Annotated in this window: 16 protein-coding genes; 9 read left to right on the top strand and 7 right to left on the bottom strand. The window is 73.6% G+C overall.

What is annotated here, in order from left to right; translation table 11 throughout:
- Positions 1–275: 275 nt before the first annotated feature.
- The gene (locus ACQY0Z_RS12235) at positions 276–3155 is read right to left on the bottom strand and encodes a beta-N-acetylglucosaminidase domain-containing protein (RefSeq protein WP_439812250.1); all 2880 of its coding nucleotides are present in this window, start codon (positions 3153–3155) and stop codon (positions 276–278) included.
- A gap of 267 nt (positions 3156–3422) precedes the next feature.
- Between ACQY0Z_RS12235 and ACQY0Z_RS12240 the strand changes: the two genes are divergently transcribed.
- The 3 genes from ACQY0Z_RS12240 (at position 3423) to ACQY0Z_RS12250 (ending at position 6279) form a co-directional block, all read left to right on the top strand.
- Positions 3423–3719 carry a hypothetical protein gene (locus ACQY0Z_RS12240; protein ID WP_189905491.1) on the top strand — a complete coding sequence of 99 codons (297 nt, stop codon included), beginning with the start codon at positions 3423–3425 and terminating at the stop codon, positions 3717–3719.
- A gap of 1 nt (position 3720) precedes the next feature.
- Entirely contained in the window at positions 3721–5832 is a 2112-nt protein-coding gene (malQ, locus tag ACQY0Z_RS12245) for a 4-alpha-glucanotransferase (RefSeq protein ID WP_439812251.1), read from the top strand.
- A 171-nt stretch (positions 5833–6003) separates the two neighbouring features.
- Positions 6004–6279, top strand: a complete 276-nt coding sequence (locus tag ACQY0Z_RS12250) for a hypothetical protein (protein ID WP_019527624.1) — start codon at positions 6004–6006, stop codon at positions 6277–6279.
- Positions 6280–6368: 89 nt separating this feature from the next.
- Here ACQY0Z_RS12250 and ACQY0Z_RS12255 read toward each other — a convergent pair whose 3' ends face one another.
- Positions 6369–6881, bottom strand: a complete 513-nt coding sequence (locus ACQY0Z_RS12255) for a MarR family winged helix-turn-helix transcriptional regulator (protein ID WP_439812252.1) — start codon at positions 6879–6881, stop codon at positions 6369–6371.
- A gap of 104 nt (positions 6882–6985) precedes the next feature.
- On the opposite strand from ACQY0Z_RS12255, the gene ACQY0Z_RS12260 reads away from it, so the two are divergent.
- Positions 6986–7975 carry an EamA family transporter gene (locus tag ACQY0Z_RS12260; RefSeq protein WP_347226266.1) on the top strand — a complete coding sequence of 330 codons (990 nt, stop codon included), beginning with the start codon at positions 6986–6988 and terminating at the stop codon, positions 7973–7975.
- A 51-nt stretch (positions 7976–8026) separates the two neighbouring features.
- Here the strand turns inward: ACQY0Z_RS12260 and pepN (ACQY0Z_RS12265) are convergent, their stop codons facing one another.
- Entirely contained in the window at positions 8027–10606 is a 2580-nt protein-coding gene (gene pepN, locus ACQY0Z_RS12265) for an aminopeptidase N (RefSeq protein WP_254585526.1), read from the bottom strand.
- 172 nt (positions 10607–10778) lie between these two features.
- On the opposite strand from pepN (ACQY0Z_RS12265), the gene ACQY0Z_RS12270 reads away from it, so the two are divergent.
- Positions 10779–11261 (top strand): DUF1203 domain-containing protein, encoded by a 483-nt coding sequence (locus tag ACQY0Z_RS12270; protein WP_439812253.1) that lies wholly within the window; start codon positions 10779–10781, stop codon positions 11259–11261.
- A gap of 82 nt (positions 11262–11343) precedes the next feature.
- Here ACQY0Z_RS12270 and ACQY0Z_RS12275 read toward each other — a convergent pair whose 3' ends face one another.
- Positions 11344–12360 (bottom strand): aspartate-semialdehyde dehydrogenase, encoded by a 1017-nt coding sequence (locus ACQY0Z_RS12275; RefSeq protein ID WP_439812254.1) that lies wholly within the window; start codon positions 12358–12360, stop codon positions 11344–11346.
- 332 nt (positions 12361–12692) lie between these two features.
- Between ACQY0Z_RS12275 and ACQY0Z_RS12280 the strand changes: the two genes are divergently transcribed.
- Positions 12693–13226: an RNA polymerase sigma factor gene (locus ACQY0Z_RS12280; RefSeq protein WP_189905466.1), complete on the top strand. Its 534-nt coding sequence runs from the start codon at positions 12693–12695 to the stop codon at positions 13224–13226.
- 1 nt (position 13227) lies between these two features.
- Positions 13228–14031, top strand: a complete 804-nt coding sequence (locus ACQY0Z_RS12285) for a hypothetical protein (RefSeq protein WP_266473256.1) — start codon at positions 13228–13230, stop codon at positions 14029–14031.
- A 75-nt stretch (positions 14032–14106) separates the two neighbouring features.
- Here the strand turns inward: ACQY0Z_RS12285 and ACQY0Z_RS12290 are convergent, their stop codons facing one another.
- Positions 14107–17424, bottom strand: coding sequence for a S8 family serine peptidase (locus ACQY0Z_RS12290; RefSeq protein WP_439812255.1), 3318 nt, complete (start codon positions 17422–17424; stop codon positions 14107–14109).
- 294 nt (positions 17425–17718) lie between these two features.
- Here ACQY0Z_RS12290 and ACQY0Z_RS12295 point away from each other — a divergent pair, with 294 nt between their 5' ends.
- Positions 17719–18177 (top strand): NUDIX hydrolase, encoded by a 459-nt coding sequence (locus tag ACQY0Z_RS12295; RefSeq protein WP_347226271.1) that lies wholly within the window; start codon positions 17719–17721, stop codon positions 18175–18177.
- A gap of 122 nt (positions 18178–18299) precedes the next feature.
- A complete protein-coding gene (locus ACQY0Z_RS12300) occupies positions 18300–19457 on the top strand; it encodes a serine hydrolase domain-containing protein (protein WP_439812256.1) in 1158 nt (385 codons plus the stop codon).
- Positions 19458–19542: 85 nt separating this feature from the next.
- Here the strand turns inward: ACQY0Z_RS12300 and ACQY0Z_RS12305 are convergent, their stop codons facing one another.
- Positions 19543–20595 carry a hypothetical protein gene (locus ACQY0Z_RS12305; protein ID WP_189905456.1) on the bottom strand — a complete coding sequence of 351 codons (1053 nt, stop codon included), beginning with the start codon at positions 20593–20595 and terminating at the stop codon, positions 19543–19545.
- A gap of 245 nt (positions 20596–20840) precedes the next feature.
- Positions 20841–23417: an aminopeptidase N gene (pepN, locus tag ACQY0Z_RS12310; protein ID WP_439812257.1), complete on the bottom strand. Its 2577-nt coding sequence runs from the start codon at positions 23415–23417 to the stop codon at positions 20841–20843.
- Positions 23418–23519 lie beyond the last annotated feature (102 nt).

Consider the following 23519-nt stretch of genomic DNA (forward strand, 5'->3'; position numbering starts at 1 on the left):
CCGAACGCCATCACCTTCGGCCGCGTGCCCGCCCGCACCCGGCGGACCGTGCCGAGCGGTGAGGCCTCCACCCGGCGCAGGACGAGCACGGCGGCCGGCGCGCCCGGCACGGGCATCCCCAGCGTGACGGCCGCGACCCCCGCCCAGGTCCACGCCGAGGTGTGCCCGTCCATCCGGGCCACCACCAGCGCGGCGAGCAGGCCGGCCGCCGCTGCCCGGCCAGGCAGGCCGGGGGAGAAACGAGCCGGGGCGCACGTGCCCCGGCTCCCGCGCGCTCAGTCCGCGACCGCGTACGCCTCCACCGACCACAGCGAGTACCCGTACCGCGTGGCCCGCTGTTCGCCCTGGACGCGGATGTGGCGGACGTCCGGCTCGTCCATGCGGACCGTCTCGTGGCCGCCGCGGCTGTCACGGACCTCCGCAGCCGTGCGCCAGGCGCGGCCGTCCTCGGAGACCTCCACGCGGTACGCCGAGGCGTGCGCGTCCTGCCAGTGCAGGTCGACCTTGCCCAGCCGTACCGGGCGGTCCAGCTCCACCTGCCACCACGCGTCGTCCTCGGCCGGCGACGACCAACGCGTCTGCGCGTCCCCGTCGTTGGCCGCCGACGCCGGGAAGTCGGGCGTCTCGTCCGCCGAGGACTCCGCGCGGCCGGTACGGGCCACGTCGGTGCCGGCGACGGGCGGCACCGCGTCCACGGTCAGCGTGCGGGCCGCGCCGCCGAAGCCGAGGCGGACGTCGTAGGAGCGGGTCGGCGTGCCCGGCCTCACGGTCACCTCGACCGGCACCCGCACCGGCGTCCCGCGCGGCACGGACAGCGGCTCCTTCGGCACCCGCACCTCGACGCCCTCCGGCGCGTCCACGGTCAGCCGGTCCCGTACGTCCTCGGGGCGGGCCGAGCCCAGGGTGACCGTCACCGTGCGGGTGCGGCCGATGTCGGCGGCGGCGCGGTCGCCGGGCAGCTCCACCACGGCGTCCGGCACATCGGCGAACCACGGCACCACGTGCCGCACCGCCCCCGGGTCCGCGTCCACGACCCGGACCGCGTCCACCGGCCGCTCGCCGGCGCGCAGTTCGGTGGCGCCCGCCGCGTCCAGCGCACCGATCCTCCGCCACGCCCCGGTCTCCGTCCGCACCTCCACGGACCCCGTGGTGCCCGGCTCGGTCAGCACCGTCACGGTGTCCAGCACCCGGGCCCGCTCCAGCCGCAGCGAGCCGCCCTCGCTCCCGTCGGGGGCCTGCGCGATGCCCGCCCAGCTCTCGTACGCCGTGCGTGCCCGGTTCAGGAACGGGTCGAGCACGCCCTCGGCGACCGTCACCCCCGCCGACGTCAGCTCCGTGCGCAGCGCCTCCAGCCGACGGTGGGCGGCCCAGGCGTCCCCCGCGTCCCCGGTCTGCTGGGCGCGCAGCATGTCCAGCGCCGCCGTGCCCGCCTCGCCGTAGCGGGCGAGGTGCCCGGTCCAGGGGGTGACCTCGTCGGAGAGGGAGGTGCCGGACAGCCGGCCGGGCAGCTCGCGCAGGTCGGTGAAGGCGGCGCGCAGCCTCCCGGCCGCCGCCGAGTCGCCCTCGCCGCGCGCGCCGGGCCGGGTGCGCCAGAACTCCTCGATCAGCGGCCGCAGATAGGCCGCGTCCGTGCCACCGAGCACCGAGGAGGCGGTGTTGCGGGCGAGTGCGGTCAGCGCCTTCTCGCGCCGCCTGTCACCGTCGGCCAGGTCGGCGATCGCGGCCCGCCAGGACTCCTGGGGGCGGTACTCGCGCGGGTTCCAGGCGAAGTCGGCGGCCGTGAAGAGGGGGATGCGGGACGCCTCGGGCTGTTCCATCGCGTTGGCGAGCAGCGCGGCGGAACCGGCGGCCACGGCGGGCTCCCGGCCCTGGTAGGGGCCGAGGAACAGCCGCCCGGGCGCGTAGTCGTTGACCGGGTAGTTGTCCATCGTCACCAGCGGGTGGGCGAACACCTCGCGCGCCTCCGCCAGCTGACGGCCCGTGATGGTGCGGGGCACCACGCCGACGCCGGTCCACGCCACCTCGACGCCGTCGTCCAGCTCCCGCGCGAGCGCCCGCCGGTACGCGGTCGAGCCGTCCTCGTAGTACTCGGTGGGCATCAGGGACAGCGCCGGGGCGCCCGCGTGCCGCTGCCTCAGATGCCGGGCGACCGCGTTGGCCACGCGGGCCTGGGCGCGGGCGGCCGCCTCAGGGCCGGAGCCGAACCGCTCGGCATCCGCCCCGCAGTGCCACTCGCTGTAGCTGACGTCCTGGAACTGCACCTGGAAGGCGCGGAAGCCCAGCGCCCACATCGCGTCCAGCTTGCGGGTCAGCGCCCGCAGGTCGTCGTCGGAGGAGAGGCACATCGCCTGGCCGGGCGCGACGGCCCAGCCGAGGGTGACGTGGTTGCGTGCGGCCCGCTCGGCCAGCTCGCGGAACTCCGCGCGCAGCTCGGCCGGGTAGGGCTCGCGCCAGCGGGCCTGCCGGTACAGGTCGTCGCCGGGCGCGTAGAGGTAGCGGTTCAGCTTGGCGCGGCCCATGAAGTCGAGCTGGCCGAGCCGCTGCCGGTGCGTCCAGGGGGTGCCGTAGAAGCCCTCGGTGATGCCGCGTACGGCGGTGGCGGGCCAGTCCCGTACGACGGCGGCGGCGATCGTGCCGTCCGCGCGGACCAGGCGGCGCAGGGTCTGCACGGCGTGGAAGAGGCCCTCGCCGTCCGCGCCGGTCAGGGTCACCGAGCCGTCGCCGGAGGTGAGGGCGTAGCCGCCCGCCGGGAGGGCGTGACGGGGGTCGGCGGGGGCGCGTTCGCTGCCCGCGCGCACCACGAGCGCCCCCTCGGGCACCGGTGCGCCGGGGTCGGTGAACCGGAGCGCGCCGGCCTCCCGCAGGACGTCCTTCAGCGCCTCCACGGCGTACGGGTCCGCACCCCGCTCCGCGACCAGGGCGACCTCCTCGGTCACCCGGACCGGGGCGCCGTTCGCGCGCAGGGAGTGCGGGCGCGGCCAGATGCTGGGGACGTCCGCGGTGGCCTTCCCGGCCGGGTCGGCGCCGGGCGACCGGGCCGGATCGGGCGCGGGCGCGGCCGTCGCGGCGGGGGCGAGGCCCAGGGATCCGGCGAGCACGGCGAGTGCGAGTGCGGTCCCCCGCGCGGACGCCGTTCTGCCACGCCACAGCTGCACGAGGCCCCTCCTGATCCCCCGGGACCGGCCGGCCTACGACCGGCGGCCGTGTCCATTCCGTTACCGAGACGCCCCCGAGCCCACCACTCCTGGAGTGAACGTGTCAATCAGAGGGGGTGTTGTGGCGCATTTGTCCCCCTGGGGGGTGAGAGTGAAGGAAGAGAATGTGACCAGGTTCACGTTGGACGACTTTGTGCGTCTGCGCTCGCGTCCACTGGGTAGGGCTGCGAGATGACCCGCACGCCCGGCACGACGAGGAGGCCCTTGGTGACCGCAGCGGCATACGTCTTTCCCCCGGTCCTGTCCAAACCCGTGGCGGAGCACTCCGCGCCCGAGGTGGAGCACTCCGCCTGCGACCCGCACGACTGCTTCCTCAGCGCCGAGGGCACCGGCGCCGAGGCGCCCCTGACCAGTGAACCCCCGCTGCCCGACGCCGAACCCCTCACCAGCGAACCGCCGCTCGCCGACGCCACCCCGCTGACCAGCGAGTCCGACGCCTTCTCCGACCCCTCGGGCTCCGCGGGCCTCGACTCCTTCCCGGCCCAGTACTCCCCGGAGCCCTAGCGTGACCGCGCCACGGCCGGACGGGACCCCCTCCGAGGCGCTGTCCCGGCTCGCCGCCCTGCACGGTGTCGCCACCTCCTACCGCCCCTCCCCGGACACGACGGTCCCGGCCTCGGCCGCCGCCGTCACGCGCGCCCTGGCCGCCCTGGGCGTCGACGCGACCACCGACGAGGCCGTCCGCGCCGCCCTGGCCGTGCGCGAACAGGAGATCGCCGAGCGGCTGCTGCCGCCCACCGTCGTCGCATGGGGCGCCCGCCCGCCCGAGGCGCTCACCGCGCTGCCCGAGGACGCCCGGCTGGAGATCCGCACCGAGGACGGCGGCACGCGCGCCTCCGCGGAGGACCTCCCGCCCGGCGTGCACCTGCTCACCGCCACCGCCCCCGACGGGCGCACCGCCCGCGCCCGTCTGATCGTCTCGCCGCCCCGGCTGCCCGCGGTCGAGGGCCGCTCGTACGGGCTGCTGGTGCAGCTGTACTCCCTGCTCTCCCGCCGCTCCTGGGGCATGGGCGACCTCGCCGACCTCGGCGAGCTGGCCGCATGGGCCGGCCACGCGCTGGGCGCCGGGTTCGTGCAGGTGAACCCGCTGCACGCGGCCGTCCCCGGGCCCCCGACGGACCCGTCCCCGTACCGCCCCTCCTCGCGTCGCTTCCCCGACCCCGTGCACCTGCGGGTCGAGGCCGTGCCCGAGTTCGCGTACGTCGAGGACCGCGAGCGGCTGCACGCCCTCCTAGAGCGGGCGGCGCGGCTGCGCGAGGCGGTGCTCGGCAAGGGCGAGCTGATCGACCGGGACGCCGTGTGGGAGGCCAAGCGCGAGGCCCTCGAACTGGTGCGGACGGTCCCGCTCGGCCCCGGCCGCGCCGCCGCCCTGGACGCCTTCCGCGCCGGGCAGGGGCAGGCCCTGGAGGACCACGCCACCTGGTACGCGCTCGCCGAGGCGCACGGCCCCGACTGGCGCCGCTGGCCCGCCCCGCTGCGCGACCCGCGCTCGGCGGAGACCGCCCGCGCCCGCGAGGAGCTGCGGGACCGCGTCGACTTCCACTCCTGGCTCGTCTGGCTCACCGACGCCCAGCTCACCGCCGCCCAGCGGGCCGCGCGGGAGGCCGGGATGGGCGTGGGGATCGTGCACGACCTGGCCGTCGGCGTGCATCCCACCGGCGCGGACGCCTGGGCGCAGCAGGACCACTTCGCGCCGGGCATGTCCGTCGGCGCGCCCCCGGACGCCTTCAACGCGCGCGGCCAGGACTGGGGGCTGCCGCCCTGGCGCCCCGACCGTCTCGCCGAAAGCGGGTACGCGCCCTTCCGCGACCTGCTGCGGGGCCTCTTCCGGTACGCGGGCGCCCTGCGCATCGACCATGTGATGGGCCTGTTCCGCCTCTGGTGGGTGCCCGAGGGCCTCCCGCCGACGGAGGGCACGTACGTCCGCTACGACGCCGAGGCCATGCTCGCGGTGCTCGTCCTGGAGGCGTCGCGCGCCGGGTCCCTGGTGATCGGCGAGGACCTCGGCACGGTCGAGCCCGGGGTGCGCGAGGCGCTGCGCGAACGGGGGGTGTACGGGACGTCGGTGCTGTGGTTCGAGCGGGACTGGGAGGGCGACCGCCGCCCGCTGCCGCCGGAGCGCTGGCGCGCCGACTGCCTGGCCACGGCCACCACCCACGACCTGCCGTCCACCGCGGCCCGCCTCACCGGCGAGCACGTGGAGCTGCGCGACCGGCTGGGCCTGCTCACCCGCCCGCTCGCCGAGGAGCGGGCGGAGGCCGCGGCGGACGTGGGGGAGTGGCTGGAGCGGCTGGAAGGGCTGGGGCTGCTGCCGGCGACGGAGGAGGGTGGCTCCAGCGCCTCCCGTGAGGAGGCCGGGATCCAGGCGGTGTACCGCTATCTGCTGCGCACCCCCGCCCGCATGGTCGGCGTGTGGCTGCCCGACGGGGTCGGGGACCGGCGCCCGCAGAACCTGCCCGGCACCTGGGACGAGTACCCGAACTGGCGGCTGCCCGTCGCGGACGCCGAGGGGCACCCCGTGACCCTGGAGGACCTGGCCGCGTCCCCCCGGCTGCGGAGGCTGACCGACGTGCTGCGCGCCGACACCCCGCCGGGTTCCGGTCGGCCCGCCCCGTGACCCTGGAGGACCTGGCCGCGTCCCCCCGGCTGCGGAGGCTGACCGACGTGCTGCGCGCCGACACCCCGGCGCGTTCCGGTCGGCCCGCCCCGCCCGGTTCCTGACCGGCCCGCGCGCCCGTTGGACACCCCGGGCGCGCGGCCCCCGACCGCGTTCGATACTTTGGGGACCGTGGACAAGAAGAACGCCCTGCGCGCCGGCGCCCTGGCAGCCGGTACGACGCTGATGATGCTGCTCATGTCGTCCCCCGCGCTCGCGCTCAACCGCGACGACGGCGACGACCCCGGCACGGGCCTGAGCGTCATCGAGACGCTGGGCCTCTACGTCCTGCTCCCGATCGGGCTCTTCGTGGTCATCGCCGGTCTGGTGATGGTGGCCGACAAGTCCCACCAGAAGAAGGACCCGACGAGCTCCAACGTCCGGACCAAGGCGGACGCCAAGGCCTGACACCCGGCCCGCTCGCCCGAGCGGTCCGCACACGCGCTTTTCCGAAGGGCGCCGGCACCACGCCGGCGCCTTTCGGCGTGTGTGGACGTCTATCGCTCGGTGGCGAGCAGCAGGTCCCGCAGCAGGTCCGCGAGCTGTGCCGACCGCTCGGGGCCCAGGGCGGCCAGCGCCCGCGACTGCTCGGCGGCGCCCGCGACCACCGCCTCGTCGATCAGCCGCAGCCCCTTCTCGGTCAGCGTGACCTGGAGCCCGCGCCGGTCGTGCGGGTCGGGGGAGCGGCGCAGCAGTCCCGCGCGCTCCAGCTTGTCGAGCCGGCCCGTCATCCCGCCGGTGGTGAGCATCAGGGTGGCCGAGAGCTGCCGGGGGGAGAGGGTGTACGGCTCCCCGGCGCGGCGCAGGGTGGCGAGGACGTCGAACTCGCCCCGGGAGATCCCGAACGGCGCGTACACCTGCTCGTGCCGGTCGCCCATGGCGCGCGCCAGCCGGTAGATGCGCCCGAAGACCTCCATCCCGGCGGTGTCCAGGTCGGGCCGCACCCGGGCCCACTGCTCAAGGATTGCGTCGACGGGGTCCGCGCGGCGCGGCTCGGGGCGTGCACTCATAGCGGGGAGTATCCGCGCGGAAGGGGTTGCCCGCAAGAAAGTAGCTTGCGCATAACTAGCTTAGAGCTAAGCTAGTTGCTGCTCGCTCACTGGAAGGGGTGCTCATGTCCGCGCACCGTCGCGCCGCCGTCGTCGCGCTCACCGCCCTCGCCCCCGTCTCCTGGGGCACCACGTACGTCGTCACCACCGAGCTTCTGCCGCCGGAACGCCCCCTGTTCACGGCCCTGGTCCGCGCCCTGCCCGCCGGGCTGCTGCTCCTCGCGGCCGCCCGGGTGCTGCCGCGCGGCGCCTGGTGGTGGAAGGCGGGGGTGCTGGGCGCGCTGAACATCGGCGCCTTCTTCCCCCTCCTGTTCCTCGCCGCGTACCGGTTGCCGGGCGGGCTGGCGGCGGTCGTCGGCTCCGTGGGCCCGCTGCTGGTGCTGGGTCTGTCGGCGCTGCTGCTGGGGCGGCGGCCCGCGCTCCGGGACGTCCTGGCCGGGACCGTCGCCGCGCTCGGCGTGAGCATGGTGGTGCTGAGGGCGGCGGGGGCGCTGGACGCGCTGGGCGTCGCGGCGGCGTTCGCGTCCACGGCGTCGATGGCCGCTGGCACGGTGCTGACGCAGAAGTGGGGCCGGCCCGAGGGGGTCGGCCCGCTCGCGCTCACGGGGTGGCAACTGACGGCGGGGGGTCTGCTGATCGCCCCGCTCGCCTTCCTGATCGAGGGCGCCCCGCCCGCCCTGGACGCCGGCGCGGCCGGCGGCTACGCGTACCTGGCCCTGGTCAACACGGCGCTCGCGTACGTCCTGTGGTTCCGCGGCATCGGCCGCCTCACCGCGACCCAGGCCACACTCCTCGGCCCGCTGTCCCCGCTGACCGCGGCGGTACTGGGCTGGGCGCTCCTGGACGAAAGCCTGACGGCGCTGCAACTGGCGGGGATGGCCCTGGCCTTCGGCGCGACGGTGGCGGGCCAGCTGAAGACACCGTCAGCCCGGCCGGTCCGCCCCCAGCTCCCACCAGACGACCTTGCCCCGGTCACCGTCCCGGGTCAGCGGCTGCCGGCCCCAGACGTCGGCACAGGCCCGCACCAGCGCGAGTCCCCGTCCGGCCGGACGTGACATGAGAGGAGGGGCGCCCGGCCGAAACCGGGCGCCCCTCACAACCGCGTGTTACGCCGACGTCGCCGCCGCGTCCGCCGCCTGCGCGCGCAGTGCGCGTTCCACGCCCGCGCGGGATTCCGTGACCAGGCGGCGCAGGGCCGCGTTGGGCTCGGCCGAGGACAGCCAGGCGTCCGTCTTGTCGAGGGTCTCGCGGGAGACCTGGATGCCCGGGTAGAGGCCGACCGCGATCTGCTGGGCCATCTCGTGCGAGCGGGACGCCCAGACGTCCGCCAGCGCCTCGAAGTACTTGTCCGTGTACGGCGCCAGCAGCTCCCGCTGGTCGGTCTGGACGAAGCCGGCGATGACGGCCTCCTGGACCGCGTTCGGCAGCTTGTCGGACTCGACGACGGAGGCCCACGCCTCCGCCTTGGCCTCCTCCGTCGGGCGGGCCGCCCGCGCGGTGGCCGCGTGGCGTTCGCCCGCCGCCGTCTTGTCCCGCTCGTACTCGGCGGCGATCTCCGCCTCGTCGAACCGGCCCACCGCCGCCAGCCGCTGCACGAACGTCCAGCGCAGCTCGGTGTCGACGGCCAGGCCCTCCACGGTCTGCGTGCCGGCCAGCAGCGCCTCCAGCAGGTCCAGCTGCTCCGGGGTGCGGGCCGTCGCCGCGAACGCGCGCGCCCACGCCAGCTGGTGGTCGCTGCCCGGCTCGGCCGACCGCAGGTGCGCCAGCGTGGCGTCGGTCCAGCGGGCCAGCAGCGCCTCGCGGGCGGCCGGGTCGGCGTACAGGTCGAGGGCCAGCTTCACCTGCCGGTGCAGCGACTGCACGACACCGATGTCGGACTCCTTGCCGATGCCCGACAGCACCAGCGACAGGTAGTCGCGGGCGGGCAGTTCCCCGTCGCGGGTCATGTCCCAGGCGGACGCCCAGCACAGCGCGCGCGGCAGCGACGACTCGAAGTCGCCCAGGTGCTCGGTGACGACGGCGAGGGACTGCTCGTCCAGGCGGACCTTGGCATACGACAGGTCGTCGTCGTTGAGCAGGATCACCGCCGGGCGGCGCTTGCCCACGAGCTGTGGCACGGCGGTCAGCTCGCCGTCGACGTCCAGCTCCACCCTGTCGCCGCGGACCAGCTTGCCGGTCGCCTCGTCCAGGTCGTACAGGCCGATCGCGATGCGGTGCGGGCGCAGCGTCGGCTCGCCCTTCGCGCCGGCCGGGAGCGCCGGGGCCTCCTGGCGGACGGCGAAGGACGTGATGACGCCGGCGTCGTCCGTCTCGATCTCGGGACGCAGGACGTTGATGCCGGCCGTCTCCAGCCACTTCTTCGACCAGGTCTTGAGATCACGCCCGGAGGTCTCCTCCAGGGCGCCCAGCAGGTCGGACAGGCGCGTGTTGCCGTACGCGTGGCGCTTGAAGTACGCCTGCACGCCCCGGAAGAACTCGTCCTCACCCACGTAGGCGACGAGCTGCTTCAGCACGGAGGCGCCCTTGGCGTACGTGATGCCGTCGAAGTTGACGAGCACGTCGTCCAGGTCGCGGATGTCCGCCATGATCGGGTGCGTGGACGGCAGCTGGTCCTGGCGGTAGGCCCAGGTCTTCATCTGGTTCGCGAACGTCGTCCACGAGTGCGGCCACTTGGAGCCCGGCGCGTCGGCCTGGCAGGCGGCCTCCGCGAAGGTGGCGAACGACTCGTTCAGCCACAGGTCGTTCCACCACTCCATGGTGACCAGGTCGCCGAACCACATGTGCGCCAGCTCGTGCAGGATCGTGGCCGCGCGCACCTCGTACGCCGCGTCCGTCACCTTCGAACGGAACACGTACTGGTCGCGGATGGTGACCGCGCCCGCGTTCTCCATCGCGCCCGCGTTGAACTCGGGCACGAACAGCTGGTCGTACTTCTCGAACGGGTAGGCGTAGTCGAACTTCTCCTGGAACCAGTCGAAGCCCTGCCGGGTCACGTCGAAGATGGCGTCCGCGTCGAGGTACTCGGCGAGCGACGGCCGGCAGTAGATGCCGAGCGGCACCGAGCGGCCGTTTTTCTCGTACACGCTGTGCACCGAGTGGTACGGGCCGGCGATCAGCGCCGTGACGTACGTCGACAGGCGCGGGGTGGGCGCGAACTCCCACACGTTGTCCTTCGGCTCCGGCGTGGGGGAGTTGGAGATGACCGTCCAGCCCTCCGGCGCCTTCACCGTGAACTGGAACGTCGCCTTGAGGTCCGGCTGCTCGAAGCTCGCGAACACCCGGCGGGCGTCCGGCACCTCGAACTGCGTGTACAGGTACGCCTGGTCGTCCACCGGGTCGACGAAGCGGTGCAGGCCCTCACCCGTGTTGGTGTACGCGCAGTCGGCGCTCACCCGCAGCACGTTGCGGCCCTTCAGCAGGCCGGGCAGGGCGATGCGCGAGTCCGCGAAGACCTCGGCGGGGTCCAGCGCGTCACCGTTCAGGGTGACCTCGTGGACGGTCGGGGCCACCAGGTCGATGAAGGACTCCGCGCCGTCCTCGGCGACGTCGAAGCGCACCGTGGTCACGGAGCGGTAGGTGCCCCCCTCCTGCGCGCCGGAGAGATCCAGTTCGATCTCGTACGAGTCAACGGTCAGCAGCTTCGCCCGCTGCTGCGCCTCTTCGCGAGTCAGGTTTGTGCCAGGCACGCGGTCATCTCCTCGATATGTGTGGGTTGCGCCATCCTTCCACGCGCGGTCGGCATCACGCGATGACGAGACCGCAGGCATGGGGATACCCCTGTGTCGAAAGGGGGACGCGTCGGGCTCGACGTCCGATTGCCGCCAGCGGGCGAGGAGAGGGGCGGGCGAAGGTGGGGGCATGAGCACCCACACATCGCTGGTACGGGCCGTTCCGCCGCAGGTCGTGAAGGAGCTGCTCGCCCGTGACGACGCCGGACGTCCGGCCGTCCCCGTCACCGACGACGAGGGCGGCGCCCCGCTCCGCTGCTGTCTGCGCCGCAGCCGCCCGGGGGAGCGGATCGCCCTCGTGAGCTACGCGCCCCTGCGCCGCTGGGCGGCCGAGACGGGCGTCGACCCCGGCGCGTACGACGAACAGGGCCCCGTCTTCGTCCACGCGGAGGAGTGCGCGGGTCCGGAGGGCGACGGGCTGCCCTTCACCTCGGCGCACCGCGTCCTGCGCCGCTACTCGGCCGACGGGCGCATCCTCGGCGGACGGCTGGTCGAGTCGCCGGAGGACTTCGCGCCCGCCCTGCGCGAGGCGTTCGCCGACCCGGCCGTGGCGCTGCTGCACGTACGGGCCGTGGAGTACGGCTGCTTCCTCTACGAGGTCCGGCGGGGCTGACCGCCCGCCGCCCACGCGGCGGAACGGGAAGAGGCGGGCGCCCCCTCGGGGACGTCCGCCTCTCCTCCGTACCGGTGTGCGGTCAGGCGCTCAGTTCCCGCGCCACCAGCTCCGCGATCTGCACCGCGTTCAGGGCCGCGCCCTTGCGGAGGTTGTCGTTGGAGACGAACAGCGCCAGGCCGTTCTCCACCGTCTCGTCGCGCCGGACGCGGCCGACGTACGACGGGTCCTGGCCGGCGGCCTGCAGCGGCGTCGGGATGTCCGTGAGGACCACGCCGGGCGCCTCGGCCAGCAGCTCGGTCGCGCGCTCCGGGCTGATCGGGCGGGCGAACCGGGCGTTGATCTGCAGGGAGTGGCCGGAGAAGACCGGGACACGCACACAGGTGCCCGAGACCTTCAGCTCCGGGATGTCCAGGATCTTGCGCGACTCGTTGCGCAGCTTCTGCTCCTCGTCGGTCTCGTTCAGACCGTCGTCGACGAGGTTGCCCGCGAAGGGCAGCACGTTGAAGGCGATGGGGCGCTTGTAGACGCCGGGCTCGGGGAAGTCGACCGCCGCGCCGTCGTGCGTCAGCTTGTCGGCCTCGTCGACGACCTTCTGCGTCTGGCCGTGCAGCTCCGCCACGCCCGCGAGACCGGAACCGGACACCGCCTGGTACGTGGCGACGACCAGCGCCTCCAGGCCCGCCTCGGCGTGCAGCGGACGCAGCACCGGCATCGCGGCCATGGTCGTGCAGTTCGGGTTGGCGATGATGCCCTTGGGGCGGTTCGCGATCGCGTGCGGGTTGACCTCGGAGACGACGAGGGGGACCTCGGGGTCCTTGCGCCAGGCGGACGAGTTGTCGATCACCACGGCGCCCTGCGAGGCGACCTTCTCGGCCAGCGCCTTGGAGGTCGCGCCGCCCGCGGAGAACAGCACGATGTCCAGGCCGCTGTAGTCGGCGGTGGAGGCGTCCTCGACCGTCACGCCGTCCAGCTCCGTGCCCGCGCTGCGGGCCGAGGCGAACAGGCGCAGCTCCGTGACCGGGAAGTTTCGCTCCGTGAGGATCCTGCGCATGACCGTGCCCACCTGACCGGTGGCTCCGACGATTCCGACCCTCACGGCGACTCCCTACTGCGTCTCTCGCGTACCTGATGTGCCTGGACGGGGCGCTTCCATCATGCGGCCGACCACGCCCCGGCTGTCCAATTCTTTGCCCGTCTGCCCGCACAGTGGGACGAACCGGAGCCGGGCGCCGGTTGCGGACCTTCGGCGTCAACCCCCCTGAGCTGCAGAAATTCCCTGCGCGGGGGCCCTCGGCCGCAAGGACCCCTGCCCAGGCCCACCCCGTCCACACGAAGGTGTGACGTACGCCGCAGCGGGCCCCGCGGATCCGTCCGAACGTTCCGGGCGCCCGTCGCGTCGTAGAGGAAACAGCGTGAGGGGGGTGAGCGGTGCTGCGCGGAAGAACCCGGCGCGGCCGCGGGCCGTACGTCGCCGACGACGACCCGCTGGACGCGGCGCAGGAGCGCCGGGTGCGGGCGGTGCTCGCACTCGGGGGAGTGCCGCAGGCGGACCTGCCGGACGGGGTGCAGCAGGTCCGTCTGCGGCTGCTGGAACGCGCCGCGAGCGGGCGGGAGGCGCCCCGGGACGTCTCGGCGTGGGCGGCGGTCGTGGCCTCCAACCTCGCCATGGACTGGCACCGGGCCAAACGGCGGCAGGAACGGCTGGGGGAGCGGCTGGCCGCGCTGCGGCCGTCTCAGGCGCCGTCCGGCGAGGAGAACAGCGTGCTGTCGCTGGCCGTCGCGCGCGGCCTGGACGCGCTGCCCGACGCGCAGCGCCAGGTCGTCGTGCTGCGCTTCTACGCCGACCTGCCGGTGCGCTCCATAGCCGAGCAGCTCGGCGTCCCGGAGGGCACGGTCAAGAGCAGGCTGCACACGGCGGTACGGGCCCTGCGCGCCCGCCTGCACGAGGACGAGGTGGTGTGACGTGACCGCCCACGACAAGGACCCGTTCCGGAAGGACACCAGGCATGAGGGCCACGGGCACGACGCGCTCGCCGCGGCCCTGTTCGACGAGGCGCCGCCCGAGGGGGAGGACGCCGGGTTCCTCGCGGCGCGGGACGCCGCGCTCGCCGACCTCGCGCTGCTCCAGGAGCAGCTGACGCTGATCGGGGACACCCTGGCGGGGCGAGAAGAGGCCGCTCCGGCCGGGGAGCGGCCGGCCGAGGACACCGGGGCGGCCGGGCCGCGCCCCGCACGGACCGCGCCCGCCACGCCGCTCCGGCGACGGCCCCGGTACCGGCCGCTGAGGCTGGCGTTCGGCGGGCTCGCCGCCGCTGCCGCCGCGTCCCTCGTCCTCGGTCTGAGCTGGCTCGTGTCACAGAACGGCATGACGGCCGGCTCGGCGGACCGGGGCGTCGCCTCGGACGCCAAGGAGGCCCCGGGCGCCAAGGAGGACGCGGGCGCCCACGCCTTCGGCAGCCCCGGCTACCTGGCGTGCGCGCGTCTGGTCGCCGAGGGGGTGGTGACGGCGGTGCAGGTGGTGCCGGAGACCGACGGCACGTACCGGGTCACGGTGCGGCCGACCCGGTACTTCAAGGGCGGCGGCCCGGTGACGTTCCTCCGGGACGCCGGGGACTCCCCGCTGCGGCCGGGCGACCCCGTGCTGGTCGGCATGACCGACGAGGGCCCGTACCCGGACACCGTGGTGGCCGGTGCGGAGCCGGTCGCCCACCAGAGGGCCGGGCTCACCGTCGCCGTGGCGGAGTCGCGGGGCATGACCTGCGAATAGCACCGGTCCAGGCACGGCGAGGGGCGGGCGCCCGTACGGACGCCCGCCCCTCTTCTGCCCTGCGTGAACCGTCGGCTACGGGACGACCTTCTCGATCGCCACGTTGCCGATGCCCGCGACCGTGCCGCGCGCGTTCACCAGCTGCACACGGCCGAAGAAGGCGCGTCCCTCGGGAGCCGCGGCGGCGACGGTGACGGTGCCGGAGACGGCGGCCTTGGCGCCCGTGCCCAGCTTCACCGGCGCGGACTCGTCGACGGTGACGGTGCCGAGCGTGGCGGAGAAGAACACGTCCAGGTAGTCGTACTCCGTGGTGCCGGCCGGGACCGAGTAGCCGTCCACCTCGATGGTGTACGTGCCGGCCTTCGGGGAGGCGATGGACACGGACTCCTCCGAGTCGCCGTCCGCGGACTGGGCGACCCGCGCGCCGGACGCGTCGTACACGGCCAGGTCCAGGTCGGCGGCGGTGTCGGAGACGTTGCCGATCGCCACGTCAAGGGACGCGGCGCCCTCGGGCACCTCGACGGTGGTGGTGTGGACGTCACCCGTGGCGATGGACGGGCGGGCCGTCTTCGAGGAGCCGAGCGGACCGCCGACCAGCTTGCCGTCGATCGCGGCGGCCTCGTTGGTCACCGTCCATGCGACAGCGGCCGGGGTGCCGACCTTCGCCTCGGGCACCGTGACGGTCTCCGGGCCGAAGGCCGCGCCGAGCACGGCGACGTCCAGCTTGTACGGGTTGTCGAGCAGCGGCGAGGTGCGGCGCGACTCGACCTCGATCTCCCAGACGCCCGGCTGCGGGGCCGCGTACGACCGCACGTCGGGGCGGCAGGTGTTCGCCGGGTTGCTGTAGTTCGGGTAGCAGTTGACGGTCGACGTCGGGTCGGCCGGCACACCGTACGGATGGATGGAGATGAACCGGGTCTGGCTCCCCGTCTTCAGCCCGCTCATCGCGACCTCCAGCGTCTTCGCGCCCTCGGGCACGGTGACGAAGTAGGAGGTGGTGTCGTTGCGCTGGGCGGTGCCCTTCACCGAGTGGGTGTACGTCAGCGGGGTGGAGACCACCACGGTGGTGAGGATCTGCCGGTCCACGCCCTCGGTGCGCGGGTCGTCGACCTCGAGGATCGCGCTCTTGACGCCGGCCGAGCCGGGCCGCGCCTGGACCTTGACGGTCACCGGCTTGTTCAGCGGCAGCGAGACGTCGTCGTCGCCGACGATGCGGAAGGTGCCGTCCGCGTTGTTCGCCAGGTCCAGCTCGTGGCGGACGGCGCGGTCCGGGCCGGACGTACGGGTGACGGTGATGTCGTACGTCTTCTTCTGGCCGGCCTTCAGGCCGCCCTCACGGTCGTACAGACCCGTGCCGTAGCCGGGGGTCTTCAGGAACTGGTCGATCGCGGTGTCGACCGGCGCCTTCACCGTGTACTCGTGCGCGGTGGCGCCGTCGCGGATCGCCGCCCAGGCGTCCACGACGTCGATCAGGCCCGCGCCCTCCTCGTAGGCCTGCACGCCCTTGATGTGCTTGGCGGTCGAGGTGAGGGCGGTGCGCAGCGTCGCCGGGGCGAGCTCGACGCGCTTCTGCTTCGCGGCGGACAGCAGCAGCGCGGAGGCGCCTGCGGCCTGCGGGGACGCCATCGACGTGCCCTGCAGCATGCCGTAGCCGGCCGGCAGGGAGTAGCCCGCCTCGGCGACCGGGGCGCCCGGCAGCCAGGTCTGGATGGTGTTGACGGCGGCGCCCGGGGCGACCAGGGTCGGCGTGAAACCGCCGTCCTCACGCGGGCCGCGCGAGGAGAACGGCATCATCGCGTACGAGGTCTTCACCTCGGAGCCGTAGTTGGCGGCCCAGGTCTCCTTGGAGATGGACGCGCCGACCGAGATGACCTTGTCCGCCAGGGCGGGGTCGCCGATGGTGTTGGCGCCGGGGCCGGAGTTGCCCGCGGAGATCACCAGCTGGACGCCGTAGGTGTCGATCAGCCGGTTGTAGAGCTCGGCGCGGGCGTTGTTGCCGTCGTTCAGCGCCGGCAGACCGCCGATCGACATGTTGACGATGTCGACGCCGCGCTTGGTGACGAGGTCGATCATGCCCTCGGTCAGGGCGACGCTGGTGCAGCCGCCGGACCAGGTGCAGGCGCGGGAGGAGACCAGCTTGGCGCCGGGCGCGGCGCCGTCCATCTGCCCGCCGAACAGGCCGTTGGCGGCGGTGATGCCGGCGACGTGCGTGCCGTGCTCGGACTCGATGACGCCGATGTTGACGAAGTCGGCCTTCTTGCCGATCCAGTCGCCGCCGTACGGGTCCATCGGGACGTCCTTGCGGATCTCCACGACGAACGGCTGGCGCTCGGCGACGTCGGTCTTCGGGTCGTCGGTGCCGAACCACCCGATCTGGAAGCCGTCCTTGTAGGGCTTCATCGGGGTGTCGTCCGAGAAGTCCTGGTTGTTGTTCAGGTCGACGCGGACCGTGCCGGCGGCGGAGTCGTAGAGCACGCCCCAGACGTCGGTGGTGTCGCCGTCGCGGTTGGCGTCGCCGGCCGCGTCGCCGCCCGTGGTGTACGACTCACGGAAGAGGCTGACCTGGTAGGAGCCCTCGGGGGCCTTCCAGGTGGCGCCGCCGTAGGTGAAGGTCGGGCCGGAGACCGCGTTGACCATGGGGCGCCAGGTCTGGTCGCCGTCCACGATCGGGTCGGTCGCCGTGACCCAGTCGACGATCTTGCGCTCGCCGGTGGTCGTCCTCTGCAGCGCGGGGTGGCTGAGGTCGACGCCGGAGTCGAGGATGCCGATGGTGACGCCGCGGCCGTCCGCCTTGGGGTTTTTCTTCACGAACTCCACGGCGCCCGTCTCGAAGGACGGGTTGTACGGGTTCTCGGCGGGCGTCTTCTTGCCGGGCGCGGGATAGGTCTTGGCGCTCGTGCCCTTGCCCTTGGCGGCCTTCGTGGTGTCGGCGGCCGGGGTCGGGTCGTCGAGCAGGATCTCCTCGCGCAGGTCGACGCCGTGCACGGAGGCGAGCTTGGTGGCGGCGGCGATGGCCGCGTCCGCCTTGCCGGTGGGGACGGTGGCGCGGACGTAGCCGAGCTTGTCGTCCGAGCGGCCGACCGAGGCGCCCTTGACGGACTCGATCTCCTCGGTGACCTGGTCGGTCTTCCCGGGGGCCGTCGCGATCATCATCGTGACGTTCTTGGCGCCTTCGGCCTTGGCCTCGGCGAGCAGTTCCGCGTCGTGCGAGCCGAGCTTGTCGTGGGCGGACTTGACGTCCGCGTCGGCCGGGGCGGCCGCCGGGTTGTCGGCGGCGAGCGCCATCGGGACCGGCCCGGCCGCGGAGAGCGCGGCGACGAGACCGGCGGCGACGGCTATGCGGGCCGCGCGTCTGGTGCCCGATATGGGGGCGCGCTGCGGGGAGTTGGTCATCGGCATCCCTTGCAAGGAGCGAACGATCGGGAGCGGCCAGGGGTGATCGGTCCTGGTCGCGGGGGTCCGGAAATGCACTACCGGACGATCGATGAGCTTCGCGTAAAGCGTGGATGTTTGGCGAGGGTTGGCCGGAAGGCCGGTCGAGGTGTGGGGAAAACCCCCGGTGCCCGTATGGGGAGATCACGCCTGAAGCGGGCAAGTCCGTCATGGTCATGCAGGGTGGGTGTCCACAGTGCGGACCCGCCCGAACACCCCCTGCGCATTTCCGGCGTTCCGGGTTACCGTCCCGCGATGCGACGGACGTTGAGGGTGGCGGCCTACGCCGTGGTGGTGCGCGACGGACAGCTCCTGCTCGCCCGGGCACGGGACGACGACGGAAACCCCGAGTGGGTGCTGCCGGGCGGCGGCATGGAACACGGCGAGGACCCCTACGGCACCGTGCGGCGCGAACTGGAGGAGGAGACCGGCTACCTCGTCGAGGTCACCGGCTTCCTCGGGATCGACTCCAGCCGCCGCACCCTGCCCCGCCGCTTCCGCCGCCGGGTCGACCACCAGGGCCTGCGGCTGCTCTACGAGGCCCGGATCGCCGGCGGGGAGCTGCGCGACGAGGTGAACGGCTCCACCGAACTCGCCGCCTGGCAGCCCCTCGACGCCGTCCCCGCCCTGCCCCGCGTCGGCCTGATCGACACCGCACTGCGCCTGTGGCGCGAACGGCCCGCGGGGGGACGCCTGGAGGCCGACCGGGAATGACGTCCGCCCGCCCGCGCAGAACGGCCGAATCCCGGTCAACCGTCACGAGCCGTGGCAACCCCTCCGCCCTCGACCGCGGTCCCTCCCCGCGACCACGCACGACGGACAGGGGAGGCACGAGCATGCGTGAGCGGATGCGGACGACGGCGGTGGCAGCGGTGGCGGTGGCCCTTTCGGCGGCCCTGGCGGCCCCCGCGGTCGCGGCGGGACCCGGCGGCGGCCGCACGGGAGACAACGACGGCCACAAGGCCACCGTCCGGGCCGTGAAGGCCGCGGTCGAGGGCGGGGTGCCGGGCGTGACGCTGCGGGCGGAGGACCGGCGCGGCGTGTGGACGACCACCGCCGGGGTGGGCAACCTGCGCACGGAGCGTCCGCGCTCCCCGCGGGACCGCTACCGGGTCGGCAGCATCACCAAGACCTTCGTGGCGACGGTGCTGCTCCAGATGGAGGCCGAGGGCAGGCTGTCGCTCGACGACACCGTGGACTCCTGGCTGCCCGGCCTGGTCACGGGCAACGGCCACGACGGCACCCGGATCACCCTGCGGCAGCTGCTCAACCACACCAGCGGCATCTTCAACTACACGGCAGACGAGGACTTCGGCCGCACGTACTTCCTCAAGGACGGTTTCTTCGAGCACCGTTACGACACTCTCGACCCCGAGGAACTGGTGCGCGTCGCGATGTCCCACAAGCCGGACTTCGCACCCGGCGCCGGGTGGAACTACTCCAACACCAACTACGTGCTGGCCGGCATGGTCATCGAGAAGGCCACCGGCCGTACCTACGGCGAGGAGATCCGCCGGCGCGTCATCAAGCCGCTGCATCTGAACGGCACCTCGGTCCCCGGGAACCGCACCGGCGTGCCCGCACCCGGCAGCCGCGCCTACGGCAAGCTCACCGAGGACGGCAGCGGCCCCGTCCACGACGTCACCCGGCTCAACCCGTCCATGGCCTCCTCGGCGGGCGAGATGATCTCGGACTCCAAGGATCTGAACCGCTTCTACCGCGCCCTGCTCACCGGACGGCTGCTGCCGAAGAAGCAGCTGGACACGATGACCGACACGGTGGCCGTGGACGACAGGAACGGCTACGGGCTGGGCCTGATGAGCACCGAGCTGAGCTGCGGGGTGACCGTCTGGGGCCACGGCGGCGGCATCCACGGCTCCATCTCCGACGCCGTCACCACCCGCGACGGGCGTCACTCCTTGGCGTTCAACTTCAACGGCGACTGGACCGGAAACCCCGGGGCGGTGATCGAGGCGGAGTACTGCGGCGACTGACACGAGGGCGGACCGCCGGGCACGTCCCGGCGGTCCGCCTCACCTCTCTCCCGCGCGCCGTGCCGCCGCACCAGCGGGGCTCGCACTAGCGGGGCAGTACGACGACGTACGCGGCCGGGTCGCGGTCGGCCGAGGCCATCAGGGCCGTGCGGACCACCGCCGCCTGCTGCTCGGCCGCGTCCCGCAGCTTGCGCGGGGTGATGTGCACGACCGTGATGCCGAGACGCTCCAGGTGCTCGCGCTTGCGGGCGTGCTCCTCCCACTCGGCGTCGTCCTCGGGACGCCTGCCCGGCCGGGGCGCGCGGGTGTCCAGCTCCACGGCCACCGCCTGGTCCGGCCAGTACGCGTCCAGGCCGCCCAGGTGCGGGCCGCCGGGCAGGCGCAGGTCCACGTTCCAGCAGGGGTCCGGCAGGTCGTACTCCCGGACCATCCGGTACAGCCGCGACTCCGCGAGCGCCCGCCCCTCGGCCAGCAGCGAGTCCACCGCGTCCACCACGTGCGGACGGTTCAGCAGCTTCGCCGCCGTCAGCTCCCGTACGACGGCCGCCGGTTCGCAGTGGCCGCCGCGCACCGCCTCCGTCAGCAGCCGGCGCACCACGACCGCGTCCTTCAGACCCGCCACCGCGTCCGCCAGCGCACGCGGGACCGGGGCCACCGGCAGGCCCGTCACCTGCTCCGGGACCGGCAGCGCGGCCGCCCGCACGATCCGGGCGCAGCCCGTCGACCGCAGCCGGCGCAGCCGCGGCACCAGCACGTCGAACGTCTCCTGGTTCGGCAGCGGGGGAGCCGACGTGAAGCCGTGCAGGGTCAGCGCGGCAAGACCGGTGATCATCGCCTCGCCGTAGGGGGAGGCGGGCGGCTCGTCCCGGCCCGGCTGCACCGGCACGCTCACGGTCCGCTCGCGGGCCGCGTACAGCAGCACCGCGTGCAGCCGCTCCTCGCTGGTCGGCGGTCCCGGGTGCAGCAGGACGACACCGGGCAGCAGCTGCTGCCAGGGCCCGCCGGGACGGCACTGCTCCCCGGCCTCCGCGGCGGAGACGCCGTGCGCCCGCAGTTGCGTGTGGGTCAGCACACGGCGTCCGGTGCCGTTGGCGAGGTGGTGCAGGGGGCGCGGGGAGAGGTGGGTGTTCTGGTTCATGACCCGCAATTTCCCGTCTCCGGCCGCCCTCCGAACCCCTGTTACAGGTCCGTCGACGAACCCGGACAAGCCCGCACTAAAGGACACGTGTTCGGATGCCGAAAGCCGCTGGTCCGTTCGGGTGAGGGGGCGGGGTTACGGGGGCGAATGCCCGCGTTCGGTAACGGTGGTCGCGCGGAGGGGCCGACCTGTCAGCCCCTCCGGCGTTCGAAGCGGCGTCCGGGGCGGAGCCCCGGGACGGGAGGTCAGCCCGCTGCGGCGTCACACTCCTGGCCCCGCAGGGCACGGGCCAGGTCGTCGCGCGCCTCGAGGACGAGGCGCCGCAACGCAGGCGCCGCGTCCTCGTGGGAGGCGAGCCACGCGTCCGTCGCGTCCAGGGTCGCCCGGGAGTCCTCGTAGGACGGGAACAACCCCCGCACCACGTCCATCCCGATCTGGATCGACCGCTCCGTCCACACCCGCTCGATCACCGAGAAGTACTTCCGCGCGTACGGCGCGAGCAACTCCCGCTGGGACGGCTGGACGAAGCCCGCGATCGTCGCCTCCACCAGCGCGTTGGACAGCGCGTCCGACTCCACGACCTGCGCCCAGCACTGCGCCTTGACCGCCTCCGACGGGCGGGCCGCCAGACAGCGGACGTGGTGACGGCGGCCGGACGCGGTGTCGTCCCGCGCCAGCTCCTCGTCCAGCCGCTTCTCGTCGGCCAGACCGTGCGCGGCCAGCGGCTCCAGGAACGCCCAGCGCAGCTCCTGGTCCACCTCCAGACCCGGCAGGGTCACCGTGCCGTCCAGCAGCGAGCCCAGCAGCTCGAAGTCGGCGTCGGTGCACGCCACGCGGGCGAAGAACCGCGCCCACGCCAGCTGCTGCTCGCTGCCCTCGCCGGCCGCCCGCAGCTGCTCCGCCGCGCCCTCGGCGAGCCGCCGCCCGGCCTCCTCGCGCCGCTCGGGCGCGGTGTAGTGCACGGCCGCCGACTCCGCCCAGGCGTGCAGCATCTGCAGCACGCCGATGTCGGTCTCCCGGCCCGCGAACCGCAGCACCAGGGCGATGAAGTCCCGGGCCGGCAGCAGCGCGTCGCGCGTCATGTTCCACAGGGCGGACCAGCACAGCGCGCGGGCCAGCGGGTCGGTGAGGTCGCCGAGGGCCTCCCGGAGCGTGGCCAGCGAGGTGTCGTCGAAACGCGTCTTGCAGTACGTCAGGTCGTCGTCGTTGACCAGCACCAGCTCCGGCGCGTCCGCGCCCGCCAGCTCCGACACGACCGTGCGCGGCCCCTCGACGTCCGTCTCGGCCCGCGCGTACCGCTCGAGCGTGCCCTCGCCGGTGCGCCGGTACAGGCCCACCGCGACGCGGTGCGGGCGCAGTTCGGGGTGGGACTCGGCGGCCTCCTGCAGCACGGCCAGCTCGTCCACGGTGCCGTCAGCGCGCAGCAGCACCTGCGGGGTGAGGGAGTTGACCCCGGCCGTCTCCAGCCAGGCCCGGGACCAGGTCGCCATGTCCCGCCCGCTGGTCTCCTCCAGCACGGACAGCAGGTCGCCGAGGCGCGTGTTGCCGTAGGCGTGCCGCTTGAAGTAGCGGCGGGCGCCCTCCAGGAACGCGTCCTGCCCGACGTACGCCACCAGCTGCTTGAGCACGGAGGCGCCCTTGGCGTAGGTGATGCCGTCGAAGTTGAGCTTGGCGTCCTGGAGGTCGCGGATGTCGGCGGTGATCGGGTGCGTGGAGGGCAGCTGGTCCGCGCGGTACGCCCACGCCTTGCGGCGGTTGGCGAAGGTGATCCAGCCGTCGGTGAAGCGGGTCGCGCCGACCAGGGAGAACGCGCCCATGAAGTCGGCGAAGGACTCCTTCAGCCACAGGTCGTCCCACCACTCCATGGTGACCAGGTCGCCGAACCACATGTGGGCCATCTCGTGCAGGATCACGTTGGCCCGGCCCTCGTAGGAGGCCCGCGTCACCTTGCCGCGGAAGATGAACTCCTCGCGGAAGGTCACCATCCCCGGGTTCTCCATCGCACCCAGGTTGTACTCCGGCACGAACGCCTGGTCGTACTTCCCGAACGGGTACGGGTAGTCGAAGTGGTCGTGGAAGAAGTCCAGGCCCTGCTTGGTGACGAGGAAGACGTCGTCGGCGTCGAAGTGCGGGGCGAGGCCCTTGCGGCACATCGCGCCCAGCGGGATCTCCAGCCGGGTGCCGTCGTCGAGGACGCGCTCGTAGCGGTCGGTCACGTAGTGGTACGGGCCCGCGACCACGCACGTGATGTACGTCGAGATCGGCTTGGTCTCCGCGAACCGCCAGACACCGTCGGCCAGTTCGCCCGCGCCGTTGCTCCACACGGTCCACCCCTCGGGCGCCCGCACCTCGAAGCGGTACGGGGCCTTGAGGTCGGGCTGCTCGAAGTTGGCGAAGACCCGTCGGGCGTCGGCCGGCTCGTACTGGGTGTACAGGTACACCTCGCCGTCCTCGGGGTCGACGAAGCGGTGCATGCCCTCGCCGGTGCGGGAGTAGGCGCACTGCGCGTCCACCACGAGCTCGTTTTCGGCGGCCAGGTCATCCAGGAGAATGCGGCTGCCGTCGAAGACCTGGCCCGGGTCGAGGTCCCGGCCGTTCAGGGACACCGCCGTCACGCCCGGCGCGATCAGGTCGGCGAAGCTGCTCGCGCCCGGCTCGGCGCAGCGGAACCGCACGGTGGTGACCGACCGGAAGGTGCGCGGTCCTTCGCCCTCGTGCCCGCCCACCGCGGACCGCAGGTCCAGGGACACCTCGTACCCGTCGACGGACAGCAGCGCTGCCCGCTCCCGGGCCTCGTCACGGGTCAGGTTCTCACCGGGCACGGGCGGACTCCTCAGCGTCGTCGACAGGGATGGACAGCACCGATCCTGCCATGCGCCCCTGACGCGGGTCAGCCGGGAATGGCCGGGGCGAGCCACGGCGTT

The sequence above is a fragment of the Streptomyces sp. P9-2 genome (assembly GCF_051903975.1).
Taxonomy (GTDB): domain Bacteria; phylum Actinomycetota; class Actinomycetes; order Streptomycetales; family Streptomycetaceae; genus Streptomyces; species Streptomyces cellulosae.